This is a genomic window from Streptomyces sp. NBC_01808 (genome assembly GCF_035917395.1).
Taxonomy (GTDB): domain Bacteria; phylum Actinomycetota; class Actinomycetes; order Streptomycetales; family Streptomycetaceae; genus Streptomyces.
Genome location: NZ_CP109072.1, coordinates 281,444 through 304,783 on the forward strand (window position 1 = coordinate 281,444; position 23,340 = coordinate 304,783).

At 70.7% G+C, this 23,340-nt stretch carries 20 protein-coding genes and 3 pseudogenes; 11 read left to right on the forward strand and 12 right to left on the reverse strand.

Features of this window, described 5'->3' with window-relative positions:
- Positions 1 to 34 precede the first annotated feature (34 nt).
- On the reverse strand, positions 35 to 820 hold the full coding sequence (locus tag OG946_RS01170; RefSeq protein ID WP_326794277.1) for a 3-hydroxybutyrate dehydrogenase: 786 nt from the start codon (positions 818 to 820) through the stop codon (positions 35 to 37).
- A gap of 181 nt (positions 821 to 1,001) precedes the next feature.
- On the opposite strand from OG946_RS01170, the gene OG946_RS01175 reads away from it, so the two are divergent.
- The 3 genes from OG946_RS01175 (at position 1,002) to OG946_RS01185 (ending at position 2,915) form a co-directional block, all read left to right on the forward strand.
- Positions 1,002 to 1,784, forward strand: a complete 783-nt coding sequence (locus OG946_RS01175) for a CoA transferase subunit A (protein ID WP_326794278.1) — start codon at positions 1,002 to 1,004, stop codon at positions 1,782 to 1,784.
- A gap of 1 nt (position 1,785) precedes the next feature.
- A complete protein-coding gene (locus tag OG946_RS01180) occupies positions 1,786 to 2,445 on the forward strand; it encodes a 3-oxoacid CoA-transferase subunit B (RefSeq protein WP_326794279.1) in 660 nt (219 codons plus the stop codon).
- A gap of 131 nt (positions 2,446 to 2,576) precedes the next feature.
- Positions 2,577 to 2,915, forward strand: a complete 339-nt coding sequence (locus tag OG946_RS01185; protein WP_326794280.1) for a hypothetical protein — start codon at positions 2,577 to 2,579, stop codon at positions 2,913 to 2,915.
- Between the two features lie 499 nt (positions 2,916 to 3,414).
- On the opposite strand, the pseudogene OG946_RS36015 reads toward OG946_RS01185, so the two are convergent.
- Positions 3,415 to 3,642 (reverse strand): annotated as a pseudogene (locus tag OG946_RS36015) (FCD domain-containing protein); the annotation flags it as partial.
- A 169-nt stretch (positions 3,643 to 3,811) separates the two neighbouring features.
- A pseudogene (locus OG946_RS36020) lies at positions 3,812 to 3,898 on the reverse strand (hypothetical protein); the annotation flags it as partial.
- 26 nt (positions 3,899 to 3,924) lie between these two features.
- On the opposite strand from OG946_RS36020, the gene OG946_RS01190 reads away from it, so the two are divergent.
- Positions 3,925 to 4,809: an IS982 family transposase gene (locus OG946_RS01190; protein ID WP_326794281.1), complete on the forward strand. Its 885-nt coding sequence runs from the start codon at positions 3,925 to 3,927 to the stop codon at positions 4,807 to 4,809.
- Between the two features lie 122 nt (positions 4,810 to 4,931).
- Here OG946_RS01190 and OG946_RS01195 read toward each other — a convergent pair.
- Positions 4,932 to 5,471, reverse strand: a pseudogene (locus OG946_RS01195) (FecCD family ABC transporter permease); the annotation flags it as partial.
- A 425-nt stretch (positions 5,472 to 5,896) separates the two neighbouring features.
- On the opposite strand from OG946_RS01195, the gene OG946_RS01200 reads away from it, so the two are divergent.
- On the forward strand, positions 5,897 to 7,741 hold the full coding sequence (locus OG946_RS01200) for a glycoside hydrolase family 15 protein (protein WP_326794282.1): 1,845 nt from the start codon (positions 5,897 to 5,899) through the stop codon (positions 7,739 to 7,741).
- 224 nt (positions 7,742 to 7,965) lie between these two features.
- On the opposite strand, the gene OG946_RS01205 is transcribed toward OG946_RS01200, so the two are convergent.
- The gene (locus tag OG946_RS01205) at positions 7,966 to 9,447 is read right to left on the reverse strand and encodes an FAD-dependent monooxygenase (protein ID WP_326794283.1); all 1,482 of its coding nucleotides are present in this window, start codon (positions 9,445 to 9,447) and stop codon (positions 7,966 to 7,968) included.
- Positions 9,448 to 9,498: 51 nt separating this feature from the next.
- On the opposite strand from OG946_RS01205, the gene OG946_RS01210 reads away from it, so the two are divergent.
- Positions 9,499 to 10,122, forward strand: coding sequence for a TetR/AcrR family transcriptional regulator C-terminal domain-containing protein (locus OG946_RS01210; RefSeq protein ID WP_326794284.1), 624 nt, complete (start codon positions 9,499 to 9,501; stop codon positions 10,120 to 10,122).
- 44 nt (positions 10,123 to 10,166) lie between these two features.
- Here the strand turns inward: OG946_RS01210 and OG946_RS01215 are convergent, their stop codons facing one another.
- Together OG946_RS01215 and OG946_RS01220 are read right to left on the reverse strand one after the other, a co-directional pair.
- On the reverse strand, positions 10,167 to 10,895 hold the full coding sequence (locus OG946_RS01215; protein ID WP_326794285.1) for an SDR family NAD(P)-dependent oxidoreductase: 729 nt from the start codon (positions 10,893 to 10,895) through the stop codon (positions 10,167 to 10,169).
- Entirely contained in the window at positions 10,892 to 11,800 is a 909-nt protein-coding gene (locus OG946_RS01220) for a helix-turn-helix domain-containing protein (protein WP_326800108.1), read from the reverse strand. The genes OG946_RS01215 and OG946_RS01220 overlap by 4 nt, the downstream gene beginning before the upstream one ends.
- On the opposite strand from OG946_RS01220, the gene OG946_RS01225 reads away from it, so the two are divergent.
- Entirely contained in the window at positions 11,786 to 11,953 is a 168-nt protein-coding gene (locus tag OG946_RS01225; RefSeq protein WP_326800109.1) for a hypothetical protein, read from the forward strand. The genes OG946_RS01220 and OG946_RS01225 overlap by 15 nt on opposite strands.
- Before the next feature lie 101 nt (positions 11,954 to 12,054).
- Here OG946_RS01225 and OG946_RS01230 read toward each other — a convergent pair whose 3' ends face one another.
- The 5 genes from OG946_RS01230 to OG946_RS01250 all read right to left on the reverse strand — a co-directional run bounded on the left by OG946_RS01230 (position 12,055) and on the right by OG946_RS01250 (position 18,163).
- The gene (locus tag OG946_RS01230; RefSeq protein ID WP_326794287.1) at positions 12,055 to 12,444 is read right to left on the reverse strand and encodes an alpha/beta hydrolase; all 390 of its coding nucleotides are present in this window, start codon (positions 12,442 to 12,444) and stop codon (positions 12,055 to 12,057) included.
- Between the two features lie 185 nt (positions 12,445 to 12,629).
- Positions 12,630 to 14,234 carry a serine/threonine-protein kinase gene (locus OG946_RS01235; protein ID WP_326794288.1) on the reverse strand — a complete coding sequence of 535 codons (1,605 nt, stop codon included), beginning with the start codon at positions 14,232 to 14,234 and terminating at the stop codon, positions 12,630 to 12,632.
- 265 nt (positions 14,235 to 14,499) lie between these two features.
- A complete protein-coding gene (locus OG946_RS01240) occupies positions 14,500 to 15,486 on the reverse strand; it encodes an extracellular catalytic domain type 1 short-chain-length polyhydroxyalkanoate depolymerase (RefSeq protein ID WP_326794289.1) in 987 nt (328 codons plus the stop codon).
- Between the two features lie 304 nt (positions 15,487 to 15,790).
- Positions 15,791 to 16,996: an MFS transporter gene (locus OG946_RS01245; RefSeq protein ID WP_442814252.1), complete on the reverse strand. Its 1,206-nt coding sequence runs from the start codon at positions 16,994 to 16,996 to the stop codon at positions 15,791 to 15,793.
- 396 nt (positions 16,997 to 17,392) lie between these two features.
- On the reverse strand, positions 17,393 to 18,163 hold the full coding sequence (locus OG946_RS01250; RefSeq protein WP_326794290.1) for a DeoR/GlpR family DNA-binding transcription regulator: 771 nt from the start codon (positions 18,161 to 18,163) through the stop codon (positions 17,393 to 17,395).
- Between the two features lie 199 nt (positions 18,164 to 18,362).
- On the opposite strand from OG946_RS01250, the gene OG946_RS01255 reads away from it, so the two are divergent.
- From OG946_RS01255 to OG946_RS01270, 4 genes are read left to right on the forward strand one after another with little or no spacing between them, the layout of a single operon-like run.
- The gene (locus tag OG946_RS01255; protein WP_326794291.1) at positions 18,363 to 19,139 is read left to right on the forward strand and encodes an amino acid permease; all 777 of its coding nucleotides are present in this window, start codon (positions 18,363 to 18,365) and stop codon (positions 19,137 to 19,139) included.
- Positions 19,136 to 20,563 (forward strand): FGGY family carbohydrate kinase, encoded by a 1,428-nt coding sequence (locus tag OG946_RS01260; protein WP_326794292.1) that lies wholly within the window; start codon positions 19,136 to 19,138, stop codon positions 20,561 to 20,563. The genes OG946_RS01255 and OG946_RS01260 overlap by 4 nt, the downstream gene beginning before the upstream one ends.
- Positions 20,560 to 21,996, forward strand: a complete 1,437-nt coding sequence (locus tag OG946_RS01265) for an NAD(P)/FAD-dependent oxidoreductase (RefSeq protein ID WP_326794293.1) — start codon at positions 20,560 to 20,562, stop codon at positions 21,994 to 21,996. Before OG946_RS01260 ends, OG946_RS01265 begins: the two co-directional genes overlap by 4 nt.
- Positions 21,993 to 23,246, forward strand: coding sequence for an NAD(P)/FAD-dependent oxidoreductase (locus tag OG946_RS01270; protein ID WP_326794294.1), 1,254 nt, complete (start codon positions 21,993 to 21,995; stop codon positions 23,244 to 23,246). The genes OG946_RS01265 and OG946_RS01270 overlap by 4 nt, the downstream gene beginning before the upstream one ends.
- The last annotated feature ends 94 nt before the right edge of the window (positions 23,247 to 23,340 follow it).

Sequence of the window (23,340 nt, forward strand, 5' to 3'; positions counted from 1 at the left end):
CGAGCGGATAGCGAGGGCGGGATGGGTGCGGTGGTCAGCCGGCGGTCCAGCCGCCGTCCAGCGGCAGCGACGCACCGGTGACGAAGGCCGCGTGCGGCCCGCATAGCCACACGGCAGCGCCGGCGACATCTTCGGGGGCGATCAGCCGCTTGATCGCGGACCGCTTGAGCAGCACGTCGGAGATCACGCTCTCCTGGGGGATCGCGTGCGCCGCGGCCTGGGCGGTGATCTGCTGCTCCACCAGGGGCGTACGGACGTAGCCCGGGTTGATGCAGTTGCTGGTCACACCGTGCTCGGCGGCTTCCAGGGCGGTCACCTTACTCAGCCCCTCCAGCGCGTGCTTGGCGGCGACGTAGGCGGCCTTGTAGGCGCTGGCACGCAGGCCGTGGACGCTGGAGATGTTGACGATCCGTCCCCAGCCCTGGCCGTACATGTACGGCAGCGAGCGACGGATCAGCAGGAACGGCGCGGTGACCATGACCTGCTGGATCCGCGTGAACTGCTCCGGCGGGAACTCGTGGAGGGCGGCCACGTGCTGCAGCCCGGCGTTGTTGACCACGATGTCGACCGCGGTCGGCAGGCAGTCGAGGGCGTCGGCGTCGGCGTCGGCCAGGTCGACCACGTGAGCGGTGCCATCGGCGGCCTCGGCGGCCGCCTTGGCCGCCTCTGCGTCGACGTCCGCCACGTGCACGTACGCGCCGGCGGCGGCCAGCGCTGTTACGCAGGCCCGGCCGATGCCGCTGCCGCCGCCGGTGACCAGGGCGGTGCGGCCGGTCAGGCTGCGGGCCGGCGCCGGCGGAGGGGTGAGTGCGCTTGTCATGCCCGGAAACGTTAAGGACACACGGCGAAGGAGCCCATGTGTGCCGCAACCACAGCACGGTCGTCAGCTATGGCATCGCACGCCATGGCCTGTGCCGCCACGCCCTTCCTAGCCTCGGTCCGGTCGCGGCGGTGAACCCAGCCCGCCGCCTCCCGGTTCCCACACCGAAGGGGTTGTGCGCATGGGTCTGGACAAGGTGGTCGGAGACGCGGTCGAGGCCGTCGCGGACATTCCGCACGGAGCCTCGCTGGCCGTGGGCGGGTTCGGGCTGTGCGGTATCCCGAGTGCGCTGATCCACGGGCTGCTGGAGCCGCAAATCGGCGACTTGGCGGTGGTGTCCAACAACTGCGGTGTGGACGACCGGGGCCTCGGCCTGCTGTTGCGTGAACGGCTGATCAGCCGGATGACCAGCTCCTACGTGGGCGAAAACAAGGAGTTCGCTCGCCAGTACCTCAGCGGTGAACTCGAGGTGGAGCTGGTGCCGCAGGGCACTCTGGCCGAACGGCTGCGGGCCGGCGGCTGCGGCATCCCGGCCTTCTACACCCCCGCCGGGGTCGGTACCCCGGTCGCCGAGGGCGGCCTGGCCTGGCGGCATCACGCGGACGGCACGGTGGCGGTGGCCGCACCGCCGAAGGAGACCCGCACCTTCAACGATCGCGAATACCTGCTGGAAGAGGCCATCACCTGCGACTTCGCCCTGGTCCGGGCGGCCGTCGGGGACCGGCACGGCAACCTCGTCTTCCACGCTGCGGCCCGAAACTTCAACCCCCTCGCCGCGATGGCCGGCAAGGTGGCCATCGCCGAAGTGGAACAACTGGTCGATCCGGGAGAGATCTCTGCGGACAGCGTCCACCTGCCAGGCGTGTTCATCCAGCGAGTCGTGCCGGTGTCCGCCGGCGACGCCCGGGCGGAGAAGCACATCGAACGGCGCACGGTGCGCCCCGTAGCGGAAGGAGCGCACTGACATGCCGCTGACCAGGGAGCAGATGGCCGCCCGCGCCGCCAGGGACCTGCCCGACGGCGCGTACGCGAACCTCGGCATCGGACTGCCCACCCTCATCCCCGACCATCTCCCCCGTGGCGTGGAGGTGGTCCTGCAGTCCGAGAACGGAATCCTGGGCGTCGGCCCCTACCCGGGCGATGACGACGTCCACCCCGACCTGATCAACGCGGGCAAGGAGACCGTCACGGTCGCCCCCGGAGCCGCTTTCTTCGACTCCGCCCAATCCTTCGGAATGATCCGGGGCGGTCACATCGATGTCGCCGTGCTCGGCGCCATGCAGGTCTCCGCCCGCGGCGACCTGGCGAACTGGCTCATCCCCGGGAAGATGGTCAAGGGCATGGGCGGAGCCATGGACCTGGTGCACGGCGCCGGCCGTGTGATCGTCCTCATGGAACACACCGCCCGTGACGGCTCCCCCAAGCTCGTCGACGAGTGCACCCTGCCGCTCACCGGCCGGAACGTGGTCCAGCGCATCATCACCGACCTCGCCGTCCTCGACGTCACCGACGGCGGCCTGCTGCTGCACGAACTCGCCCCCGGCGTAAGCGTCGACGACGTCCGCACCGCGACCGCCACCGAGGTCACGGTCGCCGACCACCTGGCGACGGCGAACGCAGCCTGACCCCGAGTTCCTTCGCTGGTGGCCACGCGCGCACGGTTCCGTACGCTGCGGTCGGCGGCAGCGTACGGAACCGGACTCCACGCCCAGAGTGGTCAGTGCGTGGGCCGAGGCGAAAGGATGGTTGGTCCACTGTGAAGGGACAGACGCCAGCCGAGCAGGCCCTCAGTCACTCATACGTCACCGCAGACGGACTCCGGTTCGGCGTCATCAAGATGACGGCCGATCACCATCCTGACCGCAGCATGACGTTGACGTACTGGCTGACCGTGGGCCGCCAAGGCCACATCGACGAGCGCTGGGTAGTCGCTCTGCCGTGGGACGACAAGTCCTGGGTGGATGTGCTCACCTCGCCCGCGCCCCCTTCCGACCGGCTCGGGCAGCTCGTGAGCCTTGTTCATGCCCATGCTGGCTCCTTCGCGGATCGGTCGTCCGGGGCGAGTTGGCGCAGCGCCAAGTTGGTGCGCCAATAGGCCGCGACCACACTCGCTGTTTCAGCTCCGTCCGGGGCCGGGGAGGCAACTGCAGCAAGACCTCCTCAAGGACCTCGACGGCGTGCCGCACGTCATCAAAGGAACAGCCACGGCACGAACACTCCGCATCCTGCGGATAGAGGGGCCGTCGCCCCGGTGGCCGCAGAAACGCTTGGTACCGCTGCAGAGCACGGTCGGTGGGCACCGGGGTAGATGTAGTAGTTGCCCGGGAGCCTCTCCAGAGGCCGTGGATGCGGTCTGGTCGCAGAGAGGAGTCCGGGGTCTTTCCGGTTGCCGCGCGAATCCCACGCGGCCGGACATCAGGCGCGGGACGGCGCGGACGAATCCCGGTCCTGGCCCCGGGGCCCCGGCCGCCGGGGCGTCCTGGTCCTTCTTGAGGCCGGCGAGCATCTCGTCCCGGAAATAGGTCAGGTGTCCATGCCAGGGCGGCGGCTTCCTCGGCCTCGCCCGCCTCGATGTGTCCGATGACGGACCGGACCTCGGCCACATGCCCCTCACGGGCGTGCGGATCGGCGAGGGCCTGGGTGCGCAGGTCGGTCCATCTCGGCGACTCCGTGTGCTTCAGAGTGGATTCGAGCGCGTCGGCGAGGATCGGGTTGCGGGCCGCCCGCGCGATGGCGCGGTGGACGGGGAGGTCGCTGCGGTACGCGCCGGTGGTCTCGAACTCGGCCCGCAGATCCCTGCCGGCCCTGGCACAGATGGGCAATGTCCTCGGGGTACCGCTTCGTAGCCGCGAGCTCCGCGAGGTGCGGCTCGATAGCGAGTCGCACCTCGAAGACCTGGGTGGGAAGCACCTCTATGCCCCAGTTCGCGATACGGGAAGGGGTGGCGGTCACGACCGAGCCTCGACCCTGATGGGACTCGATCACAGTGGCCAGTTCCAGTGCGGCGAGGGCCTCACGCAGAGTCGGTCGACTCACCCCTAGATGAATGAGTCCGATGTTTGTGCTGGTCGCGACCATCGCGAAGGGCGCCCGTTGGCTCGTGTGTGACTACCAGCCTGGACGCCCTTCTGGCGGCACTGTACGTGTTCATCGACGACCACGTGGCGCCTCGTCGCCGGATCGGGCGACCCCCGAAACTGACGGATGCCGAACTGCTGTGCCTGGCCGTCGCGCAGGTACTGCTCGGCTTCCCCTCGGCCCGGCACTGGATCCGCTTCGCCCACGCCCGGCTCGGGCACCTCTTCCGCTATCTGCCCCAGCAGTCGGCCTACAACAAAAGGCTCAACGCGGCGGGTCCGCTGATCAGCCAGGTGATCGAGGCCCTGGCCAAGCAGGTGCCGACCTGGCAGGACGACCTGCGGCTGATCGACTCCACGCCTCTGCCCTGCGCAGCCTCCCGCGAGACGGTCAAACGCTCCGCACTGGCCGGGCACGCCGGATACGGCTACTGCCGCAGCCACTCCCGCTTCTTCTGGGGGTTCCGGCTCTACCTGCTCACCACCGCCGAAGGCATGCCGGTGTCCTGGTGCCTGGCAAACCCCAAGCTCGGCGAACGCGAAGTGATGACCGCGCTGCTGGAACGCGACCACCACCTCGTCCGCAGCGGGCAGGTGATCCTCGCCGACAAGGGCTTCGCCGGGCGCGAGTTCGAGGCGTTCCTCACCGAACGGCTGGGCATCCACCTGGTGCGGCCGGACCGCAAGGACGAACCCGCCCGGCACGGCCGACTGGCCCGTGTCCGCCAGTGGATCGAGGCGGTGTTCGACACCCTCAAAGGTCAGCTCAGCCTGGAACACCATGGCGGCAGAACCCCCGCCGGGGTCTTCGCCCGCACCGGCCAACGCCTCCTCGCCCTGGCCGCCGGCATCTGGCACAACTGGACCACCGACGCCAAGATCAAACGATCTCTGATCGACTACGACCACTGAGAACATCGGACTCATTCATCTAGCTGCCGGGCCAGCTCGCGTTCGGGAGGAAGCCGTTCGTGGCCGGCAACGTGGTCGAGCGCTGGGCCGACCGCCTCGGTGCCGCGACAGGCTTCGTCGAGCTCGTCGCCCAGCGCCAGCACATCCAGCGCCCGGCCGCTGCGGTGCAGCACCAGCACGCCCAGCAGCACGGCGGCGGCCACCACCGGCAACGCCCCCCAGGTGGAGGCGCCGAAGCTGCCCATGGTCCAGTACAGGACGGTGGCGGTGGCCTCGCTGTCCGGGGCGAAGTAGACGATCACACTCATCACGGCCTGGAAGCCGAGCGCCATCGCCACGCCGGTCAGCACCAGGCGCAGCGGGGCCAGCGCGCCGCCGCGGCCGACCGCGGCGGCGTACGACGCTCCCGACGAGACTCCCAGAATGAACGGGTCGGCCGGGGCGTTGCGCACCAGCGCCTGGACGGCGACGCCCATAGTGGCAAGCCCCGCGCCCACCAGCGCGGCCAGCAGCACCCGGGGCGTACGGATCTGCCAGACGATCTGATACGCCGTCACCTCGTCGGCCTCGACACGCCCGCCGGTGAGCGCGGCCCACAGGTAGCGGACGGTCTCGCCGGGGGCGATCGTCGCGGGCCCGAGACCGATGGTGCGGCGGACGATGCGTCGTCCGGTGCGGGTGTACCCGACGTGCCGCGCAACTCGGGGGGTGATGATCCAGCCGTACCGGGCCCCGGCCCGCGACCCGCTCCCCGCACCGCCGTCACCGAGGGCTGCTCCCGTTCGGACTCTCGGTGCTCACGCGGTATGTGCGGATGCCCCCTGTTGCGGCTGGGGTTTCGCCGTATTACGTTGAAGCGGGAGACGGGTGCGTGGACGCAGTCTGAAATTGTGGCCATTTTCGCGGCTCGGAGAATATCGACCGAGCGCTGGTTCACCCGGCCTTACATCCGGGCGCCCGGGAATTCGTCCTGGTGCGGGGCTCAACTTGGATCTCCGGTCCGCCGGCTCCCGGCTGAGGGAGCGTCGGTGTCACATCCCGCTCGAATTCCCGGATCCCCCGGGCGGTAGTGCTGGGAGGTCGGACAATGGGCAGTGAGAATGAGGTGCCCCTGGGAGCGTCCGGTGCCGGTGAACCTCGTTATCTTCCGGTAGCCGATCACGGGCTGATCGGTGACCTGCGCAGTGCGGCTCTGGTGGGCACGAACGGCACGATCGACTGGTACTGCTGCACGCGCTTTGATGCTCCCAGCGTCTTCGCCTCGCTCCTCGACGCCGAGCGGGGCGGGTCGTTCGAACTCGCGGCGGACGTTCCGGCGCGCAGGAAGCAGTTCTACTTCCCCGACACCAACGTGCTGATCACCCGCTTCTCCTCGGACGACGGGGTCGGGGAGATCCAGGATTTCATGCCGGTCGTCGACGATTCACGCGAGGCCAACCGGCATCGGCTGATCCGCCGTGTGGTGTGCGTCCGCGGATCACTGCCGTTCCGTGCCCGCATAGCACCCCGCTTCGCGTACGGGACGCAGCCGCACACCGTGCACGCGCAGGACCGTCAGGTGGTCTTCGAATCTTCCTCACTGACTCTCGCGTTGACGTCGAGTGTGCCGATCGAGGTTGCCGGCCCTGATGCCTGGTCGCTGTTCAAGCTGCACGAAGGCCAGTCGGCCGTCTTCGCGCTCGACCGGGTCGGCGGCGATGTGCTGCCCCGCCACTGCCCCGTGGCCGAGGCGGAGGAGCAGTTCAACGCCACCGTCGGCTACTGGCGGCGGTGGCTGTCCCAGTCGCGCTACCGCGGTCGTTGGCGGGAGGTCGTGCACCGCTCCGCCCTCACCCTGAAGCTTCTGACCTATGCCCCGACCGGCGCCATCATCGCCGCGCCGACCACCAGCCTGCCCGAGCACATCGGCGGAAAGCGCAACTGGGACTACCGCTACGTATGGATCCGTGATGCGGCCTTCTGCGTGTATGCCCTGCTCAGGCTCGGCTTCACGGATGAGGCCGAGGCGTTCATGGGTTTCCTCTCCGAGCACGTCCGCCTCGAATCAGCCGAGGGGCCCGGGCCACTGCAGATCATGTACGGCATCGACGGGCGACACGACCTGCCCGAACGGGAGCTTCGGCACCTGGAGGGCTACCGGGGCTCGGCGCCCGTACGCGTCGGCAACGGCGCCGTCGACCAACTGCAACTGGACATCTACGGGGCGCTCGTCGACTCCCTCTACCTCTACGACAAATGGGGACGGCCCGTCTCCAGCGCCTACTGGGACGGCATCAGCGCGCTCGTCGACTGGGTGTGCACCCACTGGGACCAGCCCGACCGGGGGATCTGGGAGAGCCGCGGCGGGTCCAGGAACTTCCTCTACTCACGGCTGATGTGCTGGGTGGCGATCGAACGGGCGATGCGCATGGCCCAGCATCGCGGACTGCCCGCCGACCTGGTCCGGTGGGGAAAGTCCCGGGACGATATCTACCGCCGGATCATGCGCGACGGCTGGTCCACCGAACGGAACGCCTTCGTCCAGTGCGAGGGAAGCGACCTCCTCGACGCATCCCTGCTGATGATGCCCCTCGCGAAGTTCGTCTCCCCCACGGACCCGAAGTGGCTGGCCACACTGGACGCCCTGCGCGAGGACCTGGTGTCCGACTCGCTGGTCTACCGCTACGACCCGCAGGTCAGCGCGGACGGGCTGCCGGGCGAAGAAGGCACGTTCTCGATCTGCTCGTTCTGGTACGTCGAGGCACTCACCCGGGCAGGCCGCCTCGACGAGGCCCGGCTCGCGTTCGAGAAGATGCTCACCTACGCCAACCACCTCGGCCTGTACGCCGAGGAAATCGGTCACACAGGTGAGCAACTCGGTAACTTCCCCCAGGCATTCACCCACCTCGCCCTGATCAGCGCAGCCTTCAACCTCGACCGTACGCTGGGCTAGCCCCAGCCCGTACGGCCGAGGATGCCGGCCAGACGCAGGCGTCGAAGCCTACTGCGATCATGGCAGGATCCTCCTCCCGCCCATCCCGTCGCAGGCAGCGGCGAGGTACTCGGCCCCGGAATCGTCAGGTCGGTTGACGCCCGGGCGGAAGTGGGAGACGGCAGAAGCGACTGAAGCAGCCCGTTTGACTCGTGTCCCGTTCCGCTCACTGGAGTCCCGTGTGGTCAGGGGGCCGCACTGCGGTGGGTGGTGGCGAGAGCCCGGTCCACGGCGGCGGCCAGTGCGGTGTCGTCGTCATCGATGCCGGCCCAGGCGACGTGCCCGTCGGGGCGGACAAGCGCGGCGCGCACGGTGGCCCATGCGGCCGGGGGCCGGTCGAGGACTGCGGTGTGCACCGCGAGACCCGGCCGCGCCCGGTCTGCCAGGACGCCCGCCGTCAGGTCGAGCAGGAGGTGGCTGTCCGGACGCAACCGGGAGAACAGGCGCTTCTCGGAGCCGGTGAAGGCCAGGTCGGGGGCTCGGGTGCCGGTAAGCGGGTGGGCTTCCGGGTCCGCCGTGGTGTAGCGGACGGCGAGCGCGGTGAGCTGTTCGGACAGCGCCTTGTTGAGTGCCGGCTGGGTGGCGATCATCCTGCTGAACAGGGAGCGCAGGTCGATGCCTTCGGGGGTGAAGCCGGTCATCAGGGCGGTCTGGGCGCGGCTGTGTTCCATGACCTGGGCCCCTATCGGATGGCGCTCGGTGTGGTATGTGTCGAGCAGGTGGTCGGAGGCCCGGCCGCGGAGGATGGCGGCGAGTTTCCAGCCGAGGTTGTGAGCGTCCTGGATGCCGACGTTCATCCCGACGCCACCCGCAGGGAAGTGCTGGTGGGCGGCGTCTCCTGCGAGCAGGATCCGACCTCGCCGGTACCGGGCGGCCAGCCGGGTGGCGTTGCCGAATCGGGAGAGCCAGACGGGGTTGCGCATCCCGAAGTCCTCGCCCGCGATCGCGACGGTCTTGGCCCGCAGCTCCTCCAGGGTGAGGTCGCCGGGCCATTCGGTCGTGAGGCTGTCGTGGCTGACACCGACCACGCGGTACCGCCCACCGGGCAGCGGCGCGACCATCACCCCGCCCCGGAGCCCGAAGGTGCTGAACCCGGGAGGCGGCGGGCTGTCAAGGGTGACGTCGCCGAGCCAGCCCACGACGGTGGAGGGCGTACCGATGAAGTCGATGCCGGCGGCGGTGCGCACGGTGCTGCGGGAGCCGTCGCAGCCGATGAGGTACGCCGCCTGGAATTCGTACGACTCGTCCGGCCCGTCGACCCGCACGGTCACCGACTCCGCGTGCTCGGTGAACCCGCTGACGCGGCGACCGCGCACGAGGGTGGCGCCGAGTGCGAGCGCGTGCTCCTCCAGTAGTTCCTCGGTGCGGGCCTGGGGCAGGGCGAGCGTGTACGGGAACGGGGTCTCCAGCGCCCGGAAGTCGAGCCGGTCGTCGAGCATGGCGAAGTGGCCGCCCGGGATCGGCCGGCCCTCGGCGAGGAAGGGCTCGTGCACGCCGCGCGAGGCCAGGATCTCGATGGTGCGTGGGTGGATGGTGAGGGCCTTGGAGCGCTGGTCGATGTCTGCACGCTCCTCGACGACGGTGACGGAGACCCCGCTCAGCCGCAGTTCGGCGGCGAGCCATAGCCCGACCGGGCCTCCTCCGGCGATGACAACCTGCTGTTCCATGGGCAATCCTAGGTCAGTGACCAATAATCCTGTGCGCAGTAAACTAGGTCAATGACCAACAGGCAAACGGGTGAGGTCCGCGGCCCGCGGCTGGACTCCGGAACGGTGATCCGTACCGCGCTGGAACTGCTGGACGAGAAGGGCCTGGACGCCCTGTCCGTCCGGGCGGTCGCCGACAGGCTCGGCGTACGGATGAACACCGTGCTGTGGCATGTGAAGACCAAGGCCCGGATGCTGGAGCTGATGGCCGACGCCGTCGTCGGCGAAGCCCCGCTCGATGACCTTCCGGCCCCCTGGGACGGGCGGGTCCGCGAACTGGCCCGCCGGTACCGCCGCGCCCTGCTCGCCCACAGCGACGGCGCCACGCTCGTCGTCGGCACCCACGCCGCCGAACCACATACCCTGAGCTTCGCCGATGCCCTGGTGGGCGCGTTGCTGGACGGCGGCCTGGACGAGCGTGAGACCGCCTGGACCGCGTGGACGATCATCTACTTCACGCTCGGCCTCACCCAGGAAGAACAGGCGACGGCCCGGCAGTCCCCGAACGGCCGTCTGGCGAACGCGGTCTCCGAAAGGGGCTACCCCGCCCTTCATCGCGTCCTCGGTCATCTCGACGCGGAATCATTCGGCGAGCGCTTGGAGTTCGGTCTGTCCGCGATCCTCGCGCGAAGGTGACGGGCGGCAGTCCTGTACGGCCGCCCTGTACGGCCGTGTCGTGTTCAGTCGAGCGTGACGCCTGTCTCCTCGGCCAGCGTCTGCAGCAGGCGGTTCTGGAACGCCTCGTCATGGACGGCGGGGTGCGGCCGCTGCCTCCGGTGGTGGTACCAGTACCCGCCGGTGGTCCGGGCTTCGGAATCGTCGCTGACGGCGAGCCACTGCTGCGTGCGGTGGCCGAGTTCGAGATCGTCCGGTGCGGCCGGTCCGCCCATCCTGGTCGGCACCCAGCCCGGATCCACCGCGTTGCTCAGCACCCCGGGCCGCAGGCGCGCCACCGCGGCCGCGAGCGTCGTGACGAACAGTTTGCTATCGGCGTACGAGCCTCCTGCCGTGCCCTGCCAGTCGACCCCGGAGAGCGAAGGGCGCCCGTCGAAATGCGAGCCGCTGCTCAGGTACACGGTGCGGCGCGGATCGGGCAGCAGGGCCGTCAGCAGGTACGGCGCGACGATGTTGACGGGCATGACCGCCGGGCCGCTCCATACTCCGGCGTTGTGGATCACCGCGTCGAGCGGCTCGGCGTCGTTCAATGCGGCGGCTACGTGCCTGACGTCGTCGGGGTCGGCGAAATCGGCCACCACGAGATGCGCCCCGCGGTCGACCAGGGCACGGAGGGCCGCCGCCCGCGCCTGGTTGCGGGCGTGCACCACCACGTCGTGCCCTTCGGACAGCAGCGCGTCCGCCGCAGCGCGTCCAAGGCCGTCCGCGGAACCGGTCACCAGGACGCGACTCATGATGCCTTCTTCGACCGGACGCCGGGGAGTTCGGTTTCCGCCAGTCGGGTCGCTGCCCAACTGGCGACGAGCTTGAGCCGGTCCTCATCAGGGGTGTCCGGCTCGGCCGTGTAGATGGTCAGGGAGTGTGCCTCACGGGGAGAAAGGGGCAGGTCCAACGGCTGGTAGACGAGTTCGAGTGACCCGGCGTCAGGGTGCTGGAACTGTTTGACCCCACCGTGGTGGATACGTACGTCGTGGGAGGCCCACCGGGTGCGGAACTCGGCGCTCACGGTGGACAGCTCGCCGATCAGCTCGCGCAACGCCTTGTCGTGCGGGTAACGCCCGGCCTCCGCGCGCAAGAGCGCGACCGTGGCGCCGAGGGCGCTGTCCCAGTCGGCGACGAAGTCGGGTGCCCCGCGGTCAAGGAACCAGTACCGGGCGAAACTCGGACGGCCGCGTTCGTCCGTGGTCTCGCTCTCGAACAGCGGCGAGAACAGGGCGCGGGCGAGTGCATTGGTGGCGACGACGTCCAAGCGCCCGTTGGTGACGAACGCCGCGGACAGCGTGATGGAGTCGAGCAGCCACTGGACGCGGGGCGGGATGTCGACGGCCTTGCGGCGGCGCGGCGCGCGGCTGGGCGGCTGCGCCGCCCTGGCAAGGTCGAACAGGTAGGTGCGTTCGTCGTCGTCCAGTTGCAGCGCGCGGGCGACCGCGTCGAGGACGTCTTCGGACACCCCGCTGATGTGGCCCTTCTCCAGCCGCGTGTACCACTCGGTGCTCACGCCGGCGAGGACGGCGACCTCCTCGCGCCGCAGCCCCGGTACCCGACGCCGGCCGCTGGTGGGCAGCCCGACCTGCTCCGGGGTGATCTGGGCACGGCCAAGCGCCTGGGCGCGGAGCAGATCATCCTGACGGGACGTCACCAGGCGCGCACCGCCCTCGGCCGCGAGTTCGGCGCCAGCGATGTCGTCTCCGCACGTGGCGACGAAAGCATCGCTCAGGTGCGGGAGCTGACCGGTGGACATGGCACACACGTGGTCCAGCGGTGCGTCGGCAGTACGGCAATCCGTTGCTGACCGCGGCTGACCGCGGTGGCATCGGGGAACTCCGCTGGTTGACCGTCCCGACCGTTCCCGACAGGCCGGTGGCGGTACCGGCCTGTCGGGGCCACTTCCGGTCAGGCGAGGTTCTTGGTGAAGAACTCGTCGAGCTTGCCGAAGGGGATGAGGTCCTTGCGGTCGTACAGGTCGACGTGGTCCGCGCCCGGGACGGTCACGAGGTCGACGGTGTCGGGGGCCATCGCCTGGACATCCTCGGAGTAATGGAGGGAGTGTGCATCGGCTCCGGCCACCAGGAGGGCCTGGCGGGGCGCGAGCATGTCGATGTTCGTCATCTGCCGGAAGGCGAAGAACGCCGTCGGCGTGGTCCCGGTCCACGCGGTGGTGGAGTTGATCGAGCGGGGGTGGTAGCCGCGCTCGGTGCGGTAGTAGTCGAAGAAGCTCGCCGTGACCGGGTCGGCGTCCGCCGGGAGGGCCTGGGGCAGGACGCGGTTCACGGGGGGCGACATCGCCGTTCTCGTCGAAGGGGACCTCGTGGGAGAGCCGCGCATAGGCGCCGATCTCGGCGTCGGTCCAGCGCTGCCGGCTGAGGTGGTCCACGACCTTCTGGCGCTGCTCGCGCGTGTAGTAGTCCTCAGGTGAGTCGTCAGCGCGGCATCGGTCCAGGTAGCAACTGGCTGCCCGAGGCGTCAGGTCAACGCGTCCCGGTTGCATCGGTCTTGAGGCGGATCCCGTCGCTCACATTCTCGAAGACCGGCTCGTGGCGATCCCAGTCCGCGCTGGGCGTGGAGAGGTAGATCGCGTACTCCTTCTCGCCGGGGCGTCCGAACCCGAGGTCCCGGGCGCGCCATTCGCGGGCGCGGCCCTGCCAGGTGAACTCCCAGATCGCGGCCGGCATGCCCCGGTAAGTCGTGCTCTGCATCCGCAGTTGGCGGTAGCCGGGGAGCTTTCCCTCCTGGATGGACTTGGTCTCGTCGTCCTTGAAGTGCTGCAGGGGATCGCTGCTCGCGTAGTCGAGGGCGACAACGCGCAGGCCGGCCATGCCGGTCGGGTCTATGTAGGCGATGCCCTCGCCTTCCTCCTCCAGGTCCTGGCGGGTCCAGCCTTCGGGGACAGGGAAGGAGATGTCGAACTCCTCTTCCCGCACCAGTTGGTAGCCCTCCGGTACGGGAGCGGGGGCGGGATCGGGCTTGGGCTTCGGGGTGGCGGTTGCGGAAGGCTTCTTTTCGGGGGTGGCGGTGCCGGAATCCTTGCTCTCGTCGGGCAGCGCGAAGTACACGCCGGCGAGCGCCGCCGGCACCGTGACGGCCATGGCAGTCACCCATACGCCGGTACGCCGTCCCCGTCCCCGTCCGCGTCCGCGTCCGTGACGCACCGTGGCAGCGTCCGTTCCGTACGCCGGTGGTGCCACCGGCGCGGTGGCCGGGACCTCGGGCACGGTGGGGCGCGCATCCGTGACGGGGCCGGCGTCCGCCAGGTGCCGCAGTCGCCGCTCCACCTCCGGGGCCGAGGGCCGGGTCTCCGGATCCTTGGCGAGCAGCTCCGCGATCAGGGGGGCCAACGCCTCGCCGCCGGCCGGCTGTTCGAGTGGGTCGGCGGCTATCGCGTAGGCGGTTTCGAGCGGCGTGGCCCGGCGGAACGGCGGCCGTCCCTGCACGGCCTGGTAGAGGGTCGCGCCCAGGGCCCACAGGTCGGAGGGAGGAGCCGGCTCCGCGCCCTTGAGGCGTTCCGGGGCGCAGAAGTCGACGGAACCGACCAGTTCACCGGTGCGCGTGAGGGTGGAGGTGTCCGCGACGACCGCGATCCCGAAGTCCGTCAGGACTACGCGCCCGTCGGCTCCGAGCAGCACGTTGCCGGGCTTCACGTCGCGGTGGAGGACTCCGGCGGCGTGCGCGGCCCGCAGCGCCGCGATCACGCCGATGCCGATTCTGACCGCCTCGGCGGTCGCCAGCGGGCCGTCCCTCTTCAGCACCTCGTCGAGGGCGGGCGCGGGCACGTACTCCATGACGATGCAGGGCAGTCCGTCGTCGTCCACCACGTCGTGCACCACCACGACGTTGGGGTGCGTGATCCTGGCGGCGCTGCGCGCCTCACGCCTCGTACGCTCGAAGAGGGTGGCGCGCTCGGCGTCCTTCAGGTGCGGCGGCAGATGCAGCTTCTTGAGCGCGACATGCCGACCGAGAACCTCGTCCTCGGCGTGCCAGACGGTACCCATGCCACCGCGACCGATCCGCTCCAACAGGCGGTACCGCCCCGCGATCAGCCGCCCGGGCCCGTCAGCCGCCGTGCCGTCCCCCACGTGATGCTCCTCATCCTGCGCCCGTGTACAAACTCGCATCCGGTGTCGTGACCTTGACACGATATCCGTACGGCCGCCGCCGACTTCGCAGTACGCACAGACGGGCCGGGCGGCAGCCCCGAGTCCTGACCCGACACCGTAGACGGGCCGGCCGGTCCCAAGTCAGGCGGGGCGCGGTCAGGTTGGGCGGTACGACGCCGGGCACACCGCGCCCAGGACGCAGCACCGGACCCGGCCGAGGGCCGGGCCCGGTGCGGGGGCGGTGTCAGATCAGGCCCCAGAACTGCGCCGTGTAGTAGCTGGAGCAGAGGCGGTCCGGGTAGTACGTGCCCGTGGCCCCGCACTGCCCGGCGGCCGTGCCCGGGTCGACGGGCAGGCCGTGGGCCATGCCGGAGATCGTGTACGTCTCCACGACGGAGCGGCCGGATGCGTCCTCGTACGAGGCCCTCGTCGTGCCGCCGGGCAGCGTCGTCGTCTCCGCCGGTGTCTGGCCCGTGCCCCATACGTCGGTCCACTGGTCGCGCGACTCGGTCGCGTTCGCCGGCACCACGGTGGTGTCACCGGTGCCGTGCCAGATCGCCACCCGCGGCCACGGCCCGCTCCAGCCGCCCGAGGCGGCACGCGCCAAGTCGCCCCATTGCTGCGGGGTCTTGCCGGGCGAGACGTACATGCACGTGTAGGCGTCGACGAGGCTGCGCGCGCAGCCGGCCGGGATGCCCGCGGCGATGGAACCGCCCGCGAAGACGTCGGGGTACGCGGCGAGCAGCCCCGCGGTCATGGCACCGCCGGCGGACAGGCCGGTGACGTAAACGCGGTCGGGGTCCGTGCCGTAGAGCGCGGTGGCGTGGTCGGCCATCTGCTTCACGGACAGGGCCTCGCCCTGACCGCGCGCGGTGTCTCCCGACTGGAACCAGTTGAAGCAGGAGTTGGCGTTGTTGACGCTCGTGGTCTGCGGGTAGACCACGGCGAAGCCGTGCGCGTCGGCCAACTCGGCCCAGCCGGAATGGCCGTGGTAGTCGCTCGCGCTCTGCGTGCACCCGTGCAGCGCGAGCACCAGCGGCGCCCCGGCGGGCAGTCCGTCGGGCACGTAGGCGTACATGGCGAGGTTGCCGGGGTTGGAGCCGAAGCCGGTGACCTGTGTGAGGCCGGCCGCCGAGGCGCTTGCCGGCGCCGCGAACATCCCGGCGACCAGGGCGAACAGCGCGAACAGCACCGCCCGGGGGCGAGCACGGGTACGGTCACGAACCGCCATGGCGTTCTCCCGTCGTGAGGGGGTGAGGGAACGGGAAGCCGGCCAGGCCGTCCCTGAGCCGGGTGCCCGATGTCGCACGCTAGGCACGCACCGCCGCCACGCCATCGGAGAGGCCGTACACACCTGCCGACTCCGGCCTGTGGCCGGACTCCACCAACCACGGTGGTGCGTGTCACGTATCGCGGATCCGCGGCCCCACGGGAAGTCGGTCAGGCCGTGCCGCGCGCCACCAGCAGAGCCGATGAAGGCGACATCAGCGCGCACGTCACTGAAGAACCGATCTCGGTTGCCGCGGCCGGCGGGGTCAGCGCACCGCAGGCGGTCGCAGCCTCAGATAAGCGGCCACCGCGGAGACGAGCAGGATCACGCAACCGGCGAACACCAAACCGGCGTTGCGCACCCCCAGTTCCACCGTCAACGCGCCGACCCCGACCACCGGCAGCGAGATCCCCACATAGGCGAAGACGAAGAACGCCGAGAGGGTCGCGCTTCGCTGCAGCTCCGGCGCCGCGGAGCCGATCACTGTGAGGCCTGCGCGGAAGGACAGGCCCTGTCCCACGCCGCCGGTGACCGCGCCGACGACGAGGATCGGCAACGACTCCACCAGCAGCGAGGCCCCGATGAGCAGGAGGCCCAGGACCAGCACCACACAGCCCAGGGGCAGCGCTTTGACCGGGCCGACGCGGCCCATGAGCAACTGGCCTCCGGTCGAGGCGCAGAAGACGGAGAAGACGACGCCGCCGACGACCGCGAGGTTGTGCACGCCCAGGACCGTCGCCATGAAGTCCGCAGCGACCGCGGTGAAGACCCCCAGCATGGAGAAACCGGCGAAGGCCGCCAGCGCACAGGGCACGAAGACCCCGCGGACGACAGGAGGGATCGTCATGCCCTGAGGCCGCAGGGCGGGCCGAGGACGGCGGCGGTGCACCGTCTCGGGAAGCATCCAGACGACCGCGGCGGCGACCACCAGGAGGGACAGGTGCACGAGGAACGGCAGCTTCAGCGGCCAGGGCGCGTACTGGGCCAGGATCCCGGAGAGGAGGGGCCCGAGGCCGAGACCGCCCATGTTCGCGGCGGTCGCCGCGAAGGCGGCGCGGGCGCGGCGCCCCGGCGGCGCCAGGTCCAGGACGGCCGCGGTGGCCGTGCCGCTGAACAGGCCCGCGGAGAAGCCGGAAAGGACTCGGCCGGCGAAGAGTTCAGGCAGCCCCTGCTCGAACACGAAGAACAGGGCGCTCCCCCCGGCCAGTGCCACGGCACACAGCAGGATCGGCCGCCGGCCCAGGATGTCGGAGAAGTCGCCGGCCACCAGCAGGGCGACGATGACACCCACCGCGTAGACGGCGAAGACCACCGTGACGATCAGCTCGGAGAATCCGATCTGCTGCCGGTAGAGCCCGTACAGCGGGGTCGGCAGCGTCGTACCGAGCATGCCCACCGCGAAGGCACCCGCCGCTGCCAGGTATCCCGCCCGGCGGGCCGGTGGACGGCGGTGGAGCTTGCGATCGGCCACGCTTCAGCTGACGCCCGTGCCCAGCACGCCGGCCCTGGCCCTGTGGCCGGGCGTCACGTTCCTGACGGGGAGGGGCCGTCGACCGGGGTAGACGCGGCCGTGGTCCCGTCGATGTCCGCGAGGTCTTCCGCTACGCAACGTGGTGTTCCTCAAGGGGCGCCTCTCGCGATGCAGCGAACATCTACCTACCAAAGGGAATTCACACCGCCTGCCTAGCCCACGGAGCCGGAAAGTCTGCGGAGGCTCGCGTGCGGCTCACCCCGACGGACGCACACCGCCGGCGTACGACGAGTCCCGGATGGTTACTGCAAGGGCCTGCCCTGTCGCCTCACACCCCTGAAGTCCAACTCACCCTCACACGTCGCTGCTTCCGACCGACACCGTCGCCGGCTTCAGCTACGCGCGTCTGGCCACGATGACGTGGGCACCAGCCAGGCTGAGGGCCGTGTTCAGCTCGGGCGGGCACGGCTTGTCCGTGATCACGGTGTCGAAACCGTCCAGCTCACACACGCGATGCACCGCCGTGCGACCGAGCTTGCTGGAGTCCGCGAGGATGTAGCGGTGCGCGGCGTTGGCGAGCATGACGCGCTTCGTGGCGACCTCGTCCAGGTGGAAGTCGGTCAGGCCGTACTGGGCGATGCCCCCGGAGCCGATGAAGGCGGTGTCGGCGCGCAGGTCGCTGAAGAACTCCACGGCCCGGACGTTGGAGCAGGCCAGGTCGCCCGCGCGCACCCGCCCGCCGCTGACCAGCACCTCGACCCCGGGCCGGGTACTGACCTCCGCGGCCACGAGCAGGGAGGGGGTGGCGATGACGCCGACATGGTCGGCGGGCAGGGCGCGCGCCACCTCCAGGGCGGTGGTTCCGACATCGACGACGACGGTCTGGTGGGGCTTGATCAGGGCTGCCGCGGCCTTGCCGATCGCCGCCTTCTCCTCGGCGAGGATCCCGCTGCGTTCCGCGAAGGACGCCTCCTCCCCGACCGGCTCCTGGCGGCTGGTGGCGCCGCCGTGGACCCGGGTGAGCTCACCGCGCCGTTCGAGGAGGGCGAGATCCCTGCGGATCGTCTCCTGGGACACTCCGAGCAGGGTGGTCAGGTCATCGGTGGTGACGAACTTGAGCCGGGAGATCTCGGCGACGATCTTGCGGTGTCGCTCGGCAGCGAGCACGACTCACCCCTTGGATACGTGACCGTTTTTGTGGAGCTGTGACTGCATCCTACGGCCGCGCCACGCCACTGCCGGACCGGGCGTCCGAGCTCAAGCACGGACGATGCTCGCGACACCCCCTTGACTATGCTCGGGCACGGATCCACAATCACAGGAAATCTCAGTCAGAAATCCACATGAACGGTCAGGCGGTCGAGCTATGGCAGACGTAGAGGCACGTCCCCCGGGAGCGGAGCCGGCCCGCCAGGACGGCGGCCCGCCCCAGCAGCGGATGGCGCGCGAGCTTGGCTGGTACGCCTCGTTCTCCGTGGCCTTCGGCTTCGTCTCCATCGCCACCGGGATCTTCACCACCTACGGGGCGGTCCTAGGCACCTCCGGCTCCCGCGGCATCTGGGCCTGGCCGATCTCCGTGATCGGCCAGCTCTCCATCGCCCTCGTCTTCGGCGCCCTCGCGGCCAGGATCCCGATCAGCGGCTACTCCTACCAGTGGGTGTCGCGGATCGTCGGCCCGGTCTGGGGCTGGATCATGGGCTGGGTCTCGTTCGCCTTCCTGGGGGTGGTCCTCGTCGCCGTGGACTACACCATCGCCTCGACCATCCTCCCCGAACTGTTCCAGTACGTCGGCACCACCCAGAACGCCTGGGTGATCACCGCCGTCGTGGTGCTGCTCCAGGCCGTCCTGGTGGCCGCCTCGACGCGATTCACCCACCGGGTCAACAGCACGGCGGTGACCGTGCAGCTCATCGGCATGATCGCCCTGACCGTGCTGCTCTTTTTCCGTGACGCCTCGTTCCGGGCCCCGTGGATCTACGTGCTGGTCCTGTTCGCGATCGGCGCCGTGTACTTCGCCGGTCTGCTGCTCCGCAGCGGCCGGGCCGGCCTGACCATGCCCGACCTGGCCGACGTCGACCGGTCGCTGGACACGGCCGACACCGCGATTCCGCGGCCCAAGGCCGCAGAAGGGAACGCGCGATGAGCGCGATCCTCGCCATCGACCAGGGCACCTCCGGCACCAAGGCCATCGTCGTCGACGCCGAGGAGGGGATCGTCTCGATCGCCGAGGAGACGATCCGTCCCGCCTACCTCCCCGGCGGAGGCGTCGAGCAGGACCCGCACGAACTGCTCGGCTCCGTCCTCGGCACCGGCCGCCGGGCCGTTCGCGAGGCCGGCCGGCCGATCGACTGCGTAGCCCTGGCCAACCAGGGCGAAACCGTCCTGGCCTGGGATCCGGCCACCGGAGCACCGCTGTCCCCGGCCCTCGTCTGGCAGGACCGGCGGGCGGAATCCGTCTGCGCGGAACTGGCCGACCGGGCCGGCGACATCGCGCGGCGCACCGGGCTCGTTCTCGACCCGTACTTCTCCGCACCCAAGATGGCCTGGCTGCGCCGCCACCTCACCCGCGACGGGGTGGTGACGACCACCGACACCTGGTTGGTACACCACCTCACCGGGGAGTTCGTCACCGACGCCGCCACCGCCAGCCGCTCCCTCGTCCTCGATCTCGACAGCGCCACCTGGGACGACGAGCTCCTCGGCCTGTTCGGTCTGGGCGGCGAGCGACTGCCCCGCATCGTCGCCTCCGACGAGATCGCCGGCACCACCCGGGCCTTCGGCCCGCCGGTGCCCGTGGCCGGCCTCGTCGGCGACCAGCAGGCGGCGCTGGTCGCCGAGGGCTGCCTGGAGCCCGGCTCCGCGAAGTGCACCTACGGAACCGGAGCGTTCCTGCTGGCCAACACCGGCCGGACCCCGGTGCGTTCCGGCGCCGGACTGACCACGTCGGTGGCCTGGCAGCGGCACGGCCACACCACGTACTGCGTGGACGGGCAGGTCTACACCGTCGCCTCCGCGGTGCGCTGGCTGGAGGACCTCGGTCTCGTACGGTCCGCGACCGAATTGGACACGCTCGCCGCCGCCGATACGGAAGGGGTGCTGTGCGTCCCCGCGTTCGCCGGTCTGGCCGCCCCCTGGTGGGCCCCGGACGCCACCGCCTCCTTCACGGGCATGACGCTGGCAACCCGCCGCGAGCACCTCGTTGCCGCGGTACTGCAGGGCATCGCGGCGCAGGTCGCCGAGCTGTGGACGCTGGTGGCCGGCGACATCGGCAAGCCGCTGACCCGGCTGCGCGCGGACGGCGGCCTGACCAACTCCGCCGCCCTCATGCAGGCCCAGGCCGACATCGCGCAGATCCCCGTGGACGTCTACCCTCACGGCCACGCCACTCCCCTGGGCGCGGCCGCCCTGGCGCGCTGCGCCCTCGATCCAGCGCTCAGCCTTGAGGAGGCCGTAGGCGACTGGCAGCCCACCACCGTCTACGAGCCCCGCTGGCCCCGGGAACGGGCCGAAGAGTTCCGTACCGCGTGGGCCGCCGCGGCCGAAGCCGCCAAGGGAGATCACACATGACCGCCACCCCCCACCGTCCGCACGACGGCGTCTTCGACGTCGCGGTGATCGGCGGAGGCATCGTCGGCGCGGCCATCGCCCGCGAGCTGTCCGGATACGACCTCGCCGTCGCCCTGCTCGAAGCCCGCGACGACGTGGGCGACGGCACCAGCAAGGCCAACACCGCCATCCTCCACACCGGCTTCGACGCGAAGCCCGGCACGCTCGAGTCCGAACTGGTCGCCCGCGGCTACCGGTTGCTCGGCGCGTACGCCGAGGCCACCGGCATCCCCGTGGAACGGACCGGGGCCGTCCTGGTGGCGTGGACCGGCGAGGAGCTGGACGCTCTGCCCGGGCTGAAGGAGAAGGCCGAGGCCAACGGCTACGAGCACTGCCGGCTCTTCGGCCCCGACGAGGTCTACCGGGACCTGCCCGACCTCGGCCAGGGCGCACTGGGCGGTCTGACCGTCCCGGACGAGGCCATCATCTGCACCTGGACCACCAACCTCGCGCTGGCCACCGACGCACAGCAGCGCGGCGCCACCATCCTGCTCCGGCACGCCGTCACCGGCATCGACGCGGGACACGAGGCGACCACCCTGCACACGGCGGGCGGTGACGTACGCGCCCGCTGGGTCGTCAACGCGGCCGGCCTCGGTGCCGACCACGTCGACCGCCTCCTCGGTCACGACCGCTTCACGGTCACCCCCCGCCGCGGCGAGCTCTTCGTCTTCGACAAGCTGGCCCGCCCGCTCGCGAACAAGATCATCCTTCCGGTGCCCTCGTCCCGCGGCAAGGGTGTGCTCATCGCCCCGACCGTCTACGGCAACGTCATGCTCGGTCCCACCGCCGAGGACCTCACCGACCGTACCGCCACGGCCACTTCAGAAGAGGGCTTCGACTTCCTCCTCACCAAGGGCGCGCGCCTGATGCCGCGCCTGCTCACCGAAGAGGTCACCGCCAGCTACGCGGGCCTGCGCGCCTCGATCGACCACCCCGACTACCTCATCGAGACCGACCGGAGCCAGCGCTACGTCCTCGTCGGCGGCATCCGCTCCACGGGGCTGACCGCGGGCATGGCGATCGCCGAGCACGTCCGCGGACGACTGGCAGACGCCGGTCTGGCGATGCGGGCCCGCGAGTCACTGCCCGAGCCGCCGCGGATGCCCAACATCGGCGAAGCCTCCCCACGCCCGTACCAGGACGCCGGCCTCATCGCCCGCGACCGCGCCTACGGCACCGTCGCCTGCTTCTGCGAGCGGGTCACCGAGGGCGAGATCCGCGACGCCTGCCACGCCGCCGTCCCCGCGCGGACCCTGGACGGCCTGCGCCGCAGGACCCGCGCCATGAACGGCCGCTGCCAGGGCTTCTACTGCGGCGCGGCCGTCGCCGCCCTGTACGAGCAGCACCACACCCACGACGGCTGCCACCACCACAGCGGGGACGACCGATGACTGACCAGCCGCCTCTGACCACTCCCGACGTGCTCGTGATCGGCGGCGGCCCCGCCGGGCTGACCGCCGCCGCCGATCTGGCCGCGGGCCAGGCCGGCGAGGTCCTGGTCGTCGACCGCGAGCCGGCCGCGGGCGGCATCCCCCGGCACAGCGACCACACCGGCTACGGGCTGCGTGACCTGCACCGCGTGCTGTCCGGGCCCGCGTACGCTCGCCGTCTCGTCGACCGGGCCGCCGCGGCCGGGGCCGAGATCCGGACACGTACCACCGTGACCGGCTGGTCAGACGCGGATACGGTCGAGGTCACCAGCCCCGAGGGCCGCTACCGCATCCGCGCACGGGCGATCGTGCTGGTCACCGGCGCACGAGAGCGCCCCCGCACCGCGCGCCGCATCCCCGGAGACCGCCCCGAAGGGGTCCTCACCACCGGTCAGTTGCAGAATCTCGTCCACCTCCACCACCGTCCCGTCGGCAAACGCGCCGTGATCGTCGGCGGCGAACTCGTGAGCTGGTCCGCGGCCCTCACTCTCCGCGAAGCCGGCTGCACCCCCGCCCTCATGATCAGCGAGCACCCGAAGGCGGAGTCCTACGCCGCGTTCAACGCCGCCGGGCGGACGGTGCTGCGCGTGCCCGTGGCCACCCGTACCCGCGTCACCCGCGTCATCGGCAGGAACCGCTGCGAGGCCGTGGAGATCGAGCACCTCGACACCGGCCGCCGCCGCACCGTCGCCTGCGACACCGTGGTCTTCACCGGCGACTGGATCCCGGACCACGAACTGGCCCGCGCAGCCGGCCTCACCCTCGACCCCGGCACGCTCGGTCCGCTCACGGACACCGCACTGCGCACCAGCAGTCCGGGGGTCTTCGCCGCCGGCAACCTCCTGCACCCGGTGGACACCGCGGACATCGCCGCCCTCGACGGCCGCCATGTCGCCGAGCAGGTCCGCCGCCACCTGCACGGCGAACGCCGGCCGACCGAGGGCGCACGCCTGATCGCGGACGCCCCGTTCCGCTGGATCGCCCCGCAGGTCCTGCGGCCCGGCGATCCGGCACCGCCCCACGGCCGGCTGCTGCTGTGGACGGACACCTTCGTCCGCTTCCCCAGGATCACCGTCCGGCAGGACTCCGGAACCGTCACCACCCGCCGACTCCCCTGGCCGGCCGCCCCCGGCCGCGCTTTCCGGATCCCGTCGGCCCTGCTGAACGGCATCTCGCCCACGGGCGGCCCGGTACACATCGGCGTGCAGTAGCCGCCCGGCGGCGGCACTCGACTCGGCGCAACCGGGACCGGATCGGCGGATCACAGGGTCGAGGGAGTTCGCAGCCGGCGCGGCAGGGTACACG

Coding starts and splice junctions, on each gene's coding strand:
- OG946_RS01170 (WP_326794277.1), bottom strand. CDS start 820: ATGACAAGCGCACTCACCCCTCCGCCGGCGCCGGCCCGCAGCCTGACC.
- OG946_RS01175 (WP_326794278.1), top strand. CDS start 1,002: ATGGGTCTGGACAAGGTGGTCGGAGACGCGGTCGAGGCCGTCGCGGAC.
- OG946_RS01180 (WP_326794279.1), top strand. CDS start 1,786: ATGCCGCTGACCAGGGAGCAGATGGCCGCCCGCGCCGCCAGGGACCTG.
- OG946_RS01200 (WP_326794282.1), top strand. CDS start 5,897: ATGGGCAGTGAGAATGAGGTGCCCCTGGGAGCGTCCGGTGCCGGTGAA.
- OG946_RS01205 (WP_326794283.1), bottom strand. CDS start 9,447: ATGGAACAGCAGGTTGTCATCGCCGGAGGAGGCCCGGTCGGGCTATGG.
- OG946_RS01210 (WP_326794284.1), top strand. CDS start 9,499: ATGACCAACAGGCAAACGGGTGAGGTCCGCGGCCCGCGGCTGGACTCC.
- OG946_RS01215 (WP_326794285.1), bottom strand. CDS start 10,895: ATGAGTCGCGTCCTGGTGACCGGTTCCGCGGACGGCCTTGGACGCGCT.
- OG946_RS01230 (WP_326794287.1), bottom strand. CDS start 12,444: ATGTCGCCCCCCGTGAACCGCGTCCTGCCCCAGGCCCTCCCGGCGGAC.
- OG946_RS01240 (WP_326794289.1), bottom strand. CDS start 15,486: ATGGCGGTTCGTGACCGTACCCGTGCTCGCCCCCGGGCGGTGCTGTTC.
- OG946_RS01255 (WP_326794291.1), top strand. CDS start 18,363: ATGGCAGACGTAGAGGCACGTCCCCCGGGAGCGGAGCCGGCCCGCCAG.
- OG946_RS01260 (WP_326794292.1), top strand. CDS start 19,136: ATGAGCGCGATCCTCGCCATCGACCAGGGCACCTCCGGCACCAAGGCC.
- OG946_RS01265 (WP_326794293.1), top strand. CDS start 20,560: ATGACCGCCACCCCCCACCGTCCGCACGACGGCGTCTTCGACGTCGCG.
- OG946_RS01270 (WP_326794294.1), top strand. CDS start 21,993: ATGACTGACCAGCCGCCTCTGACCACTCCCGACGTGCTCGTGATCGGC.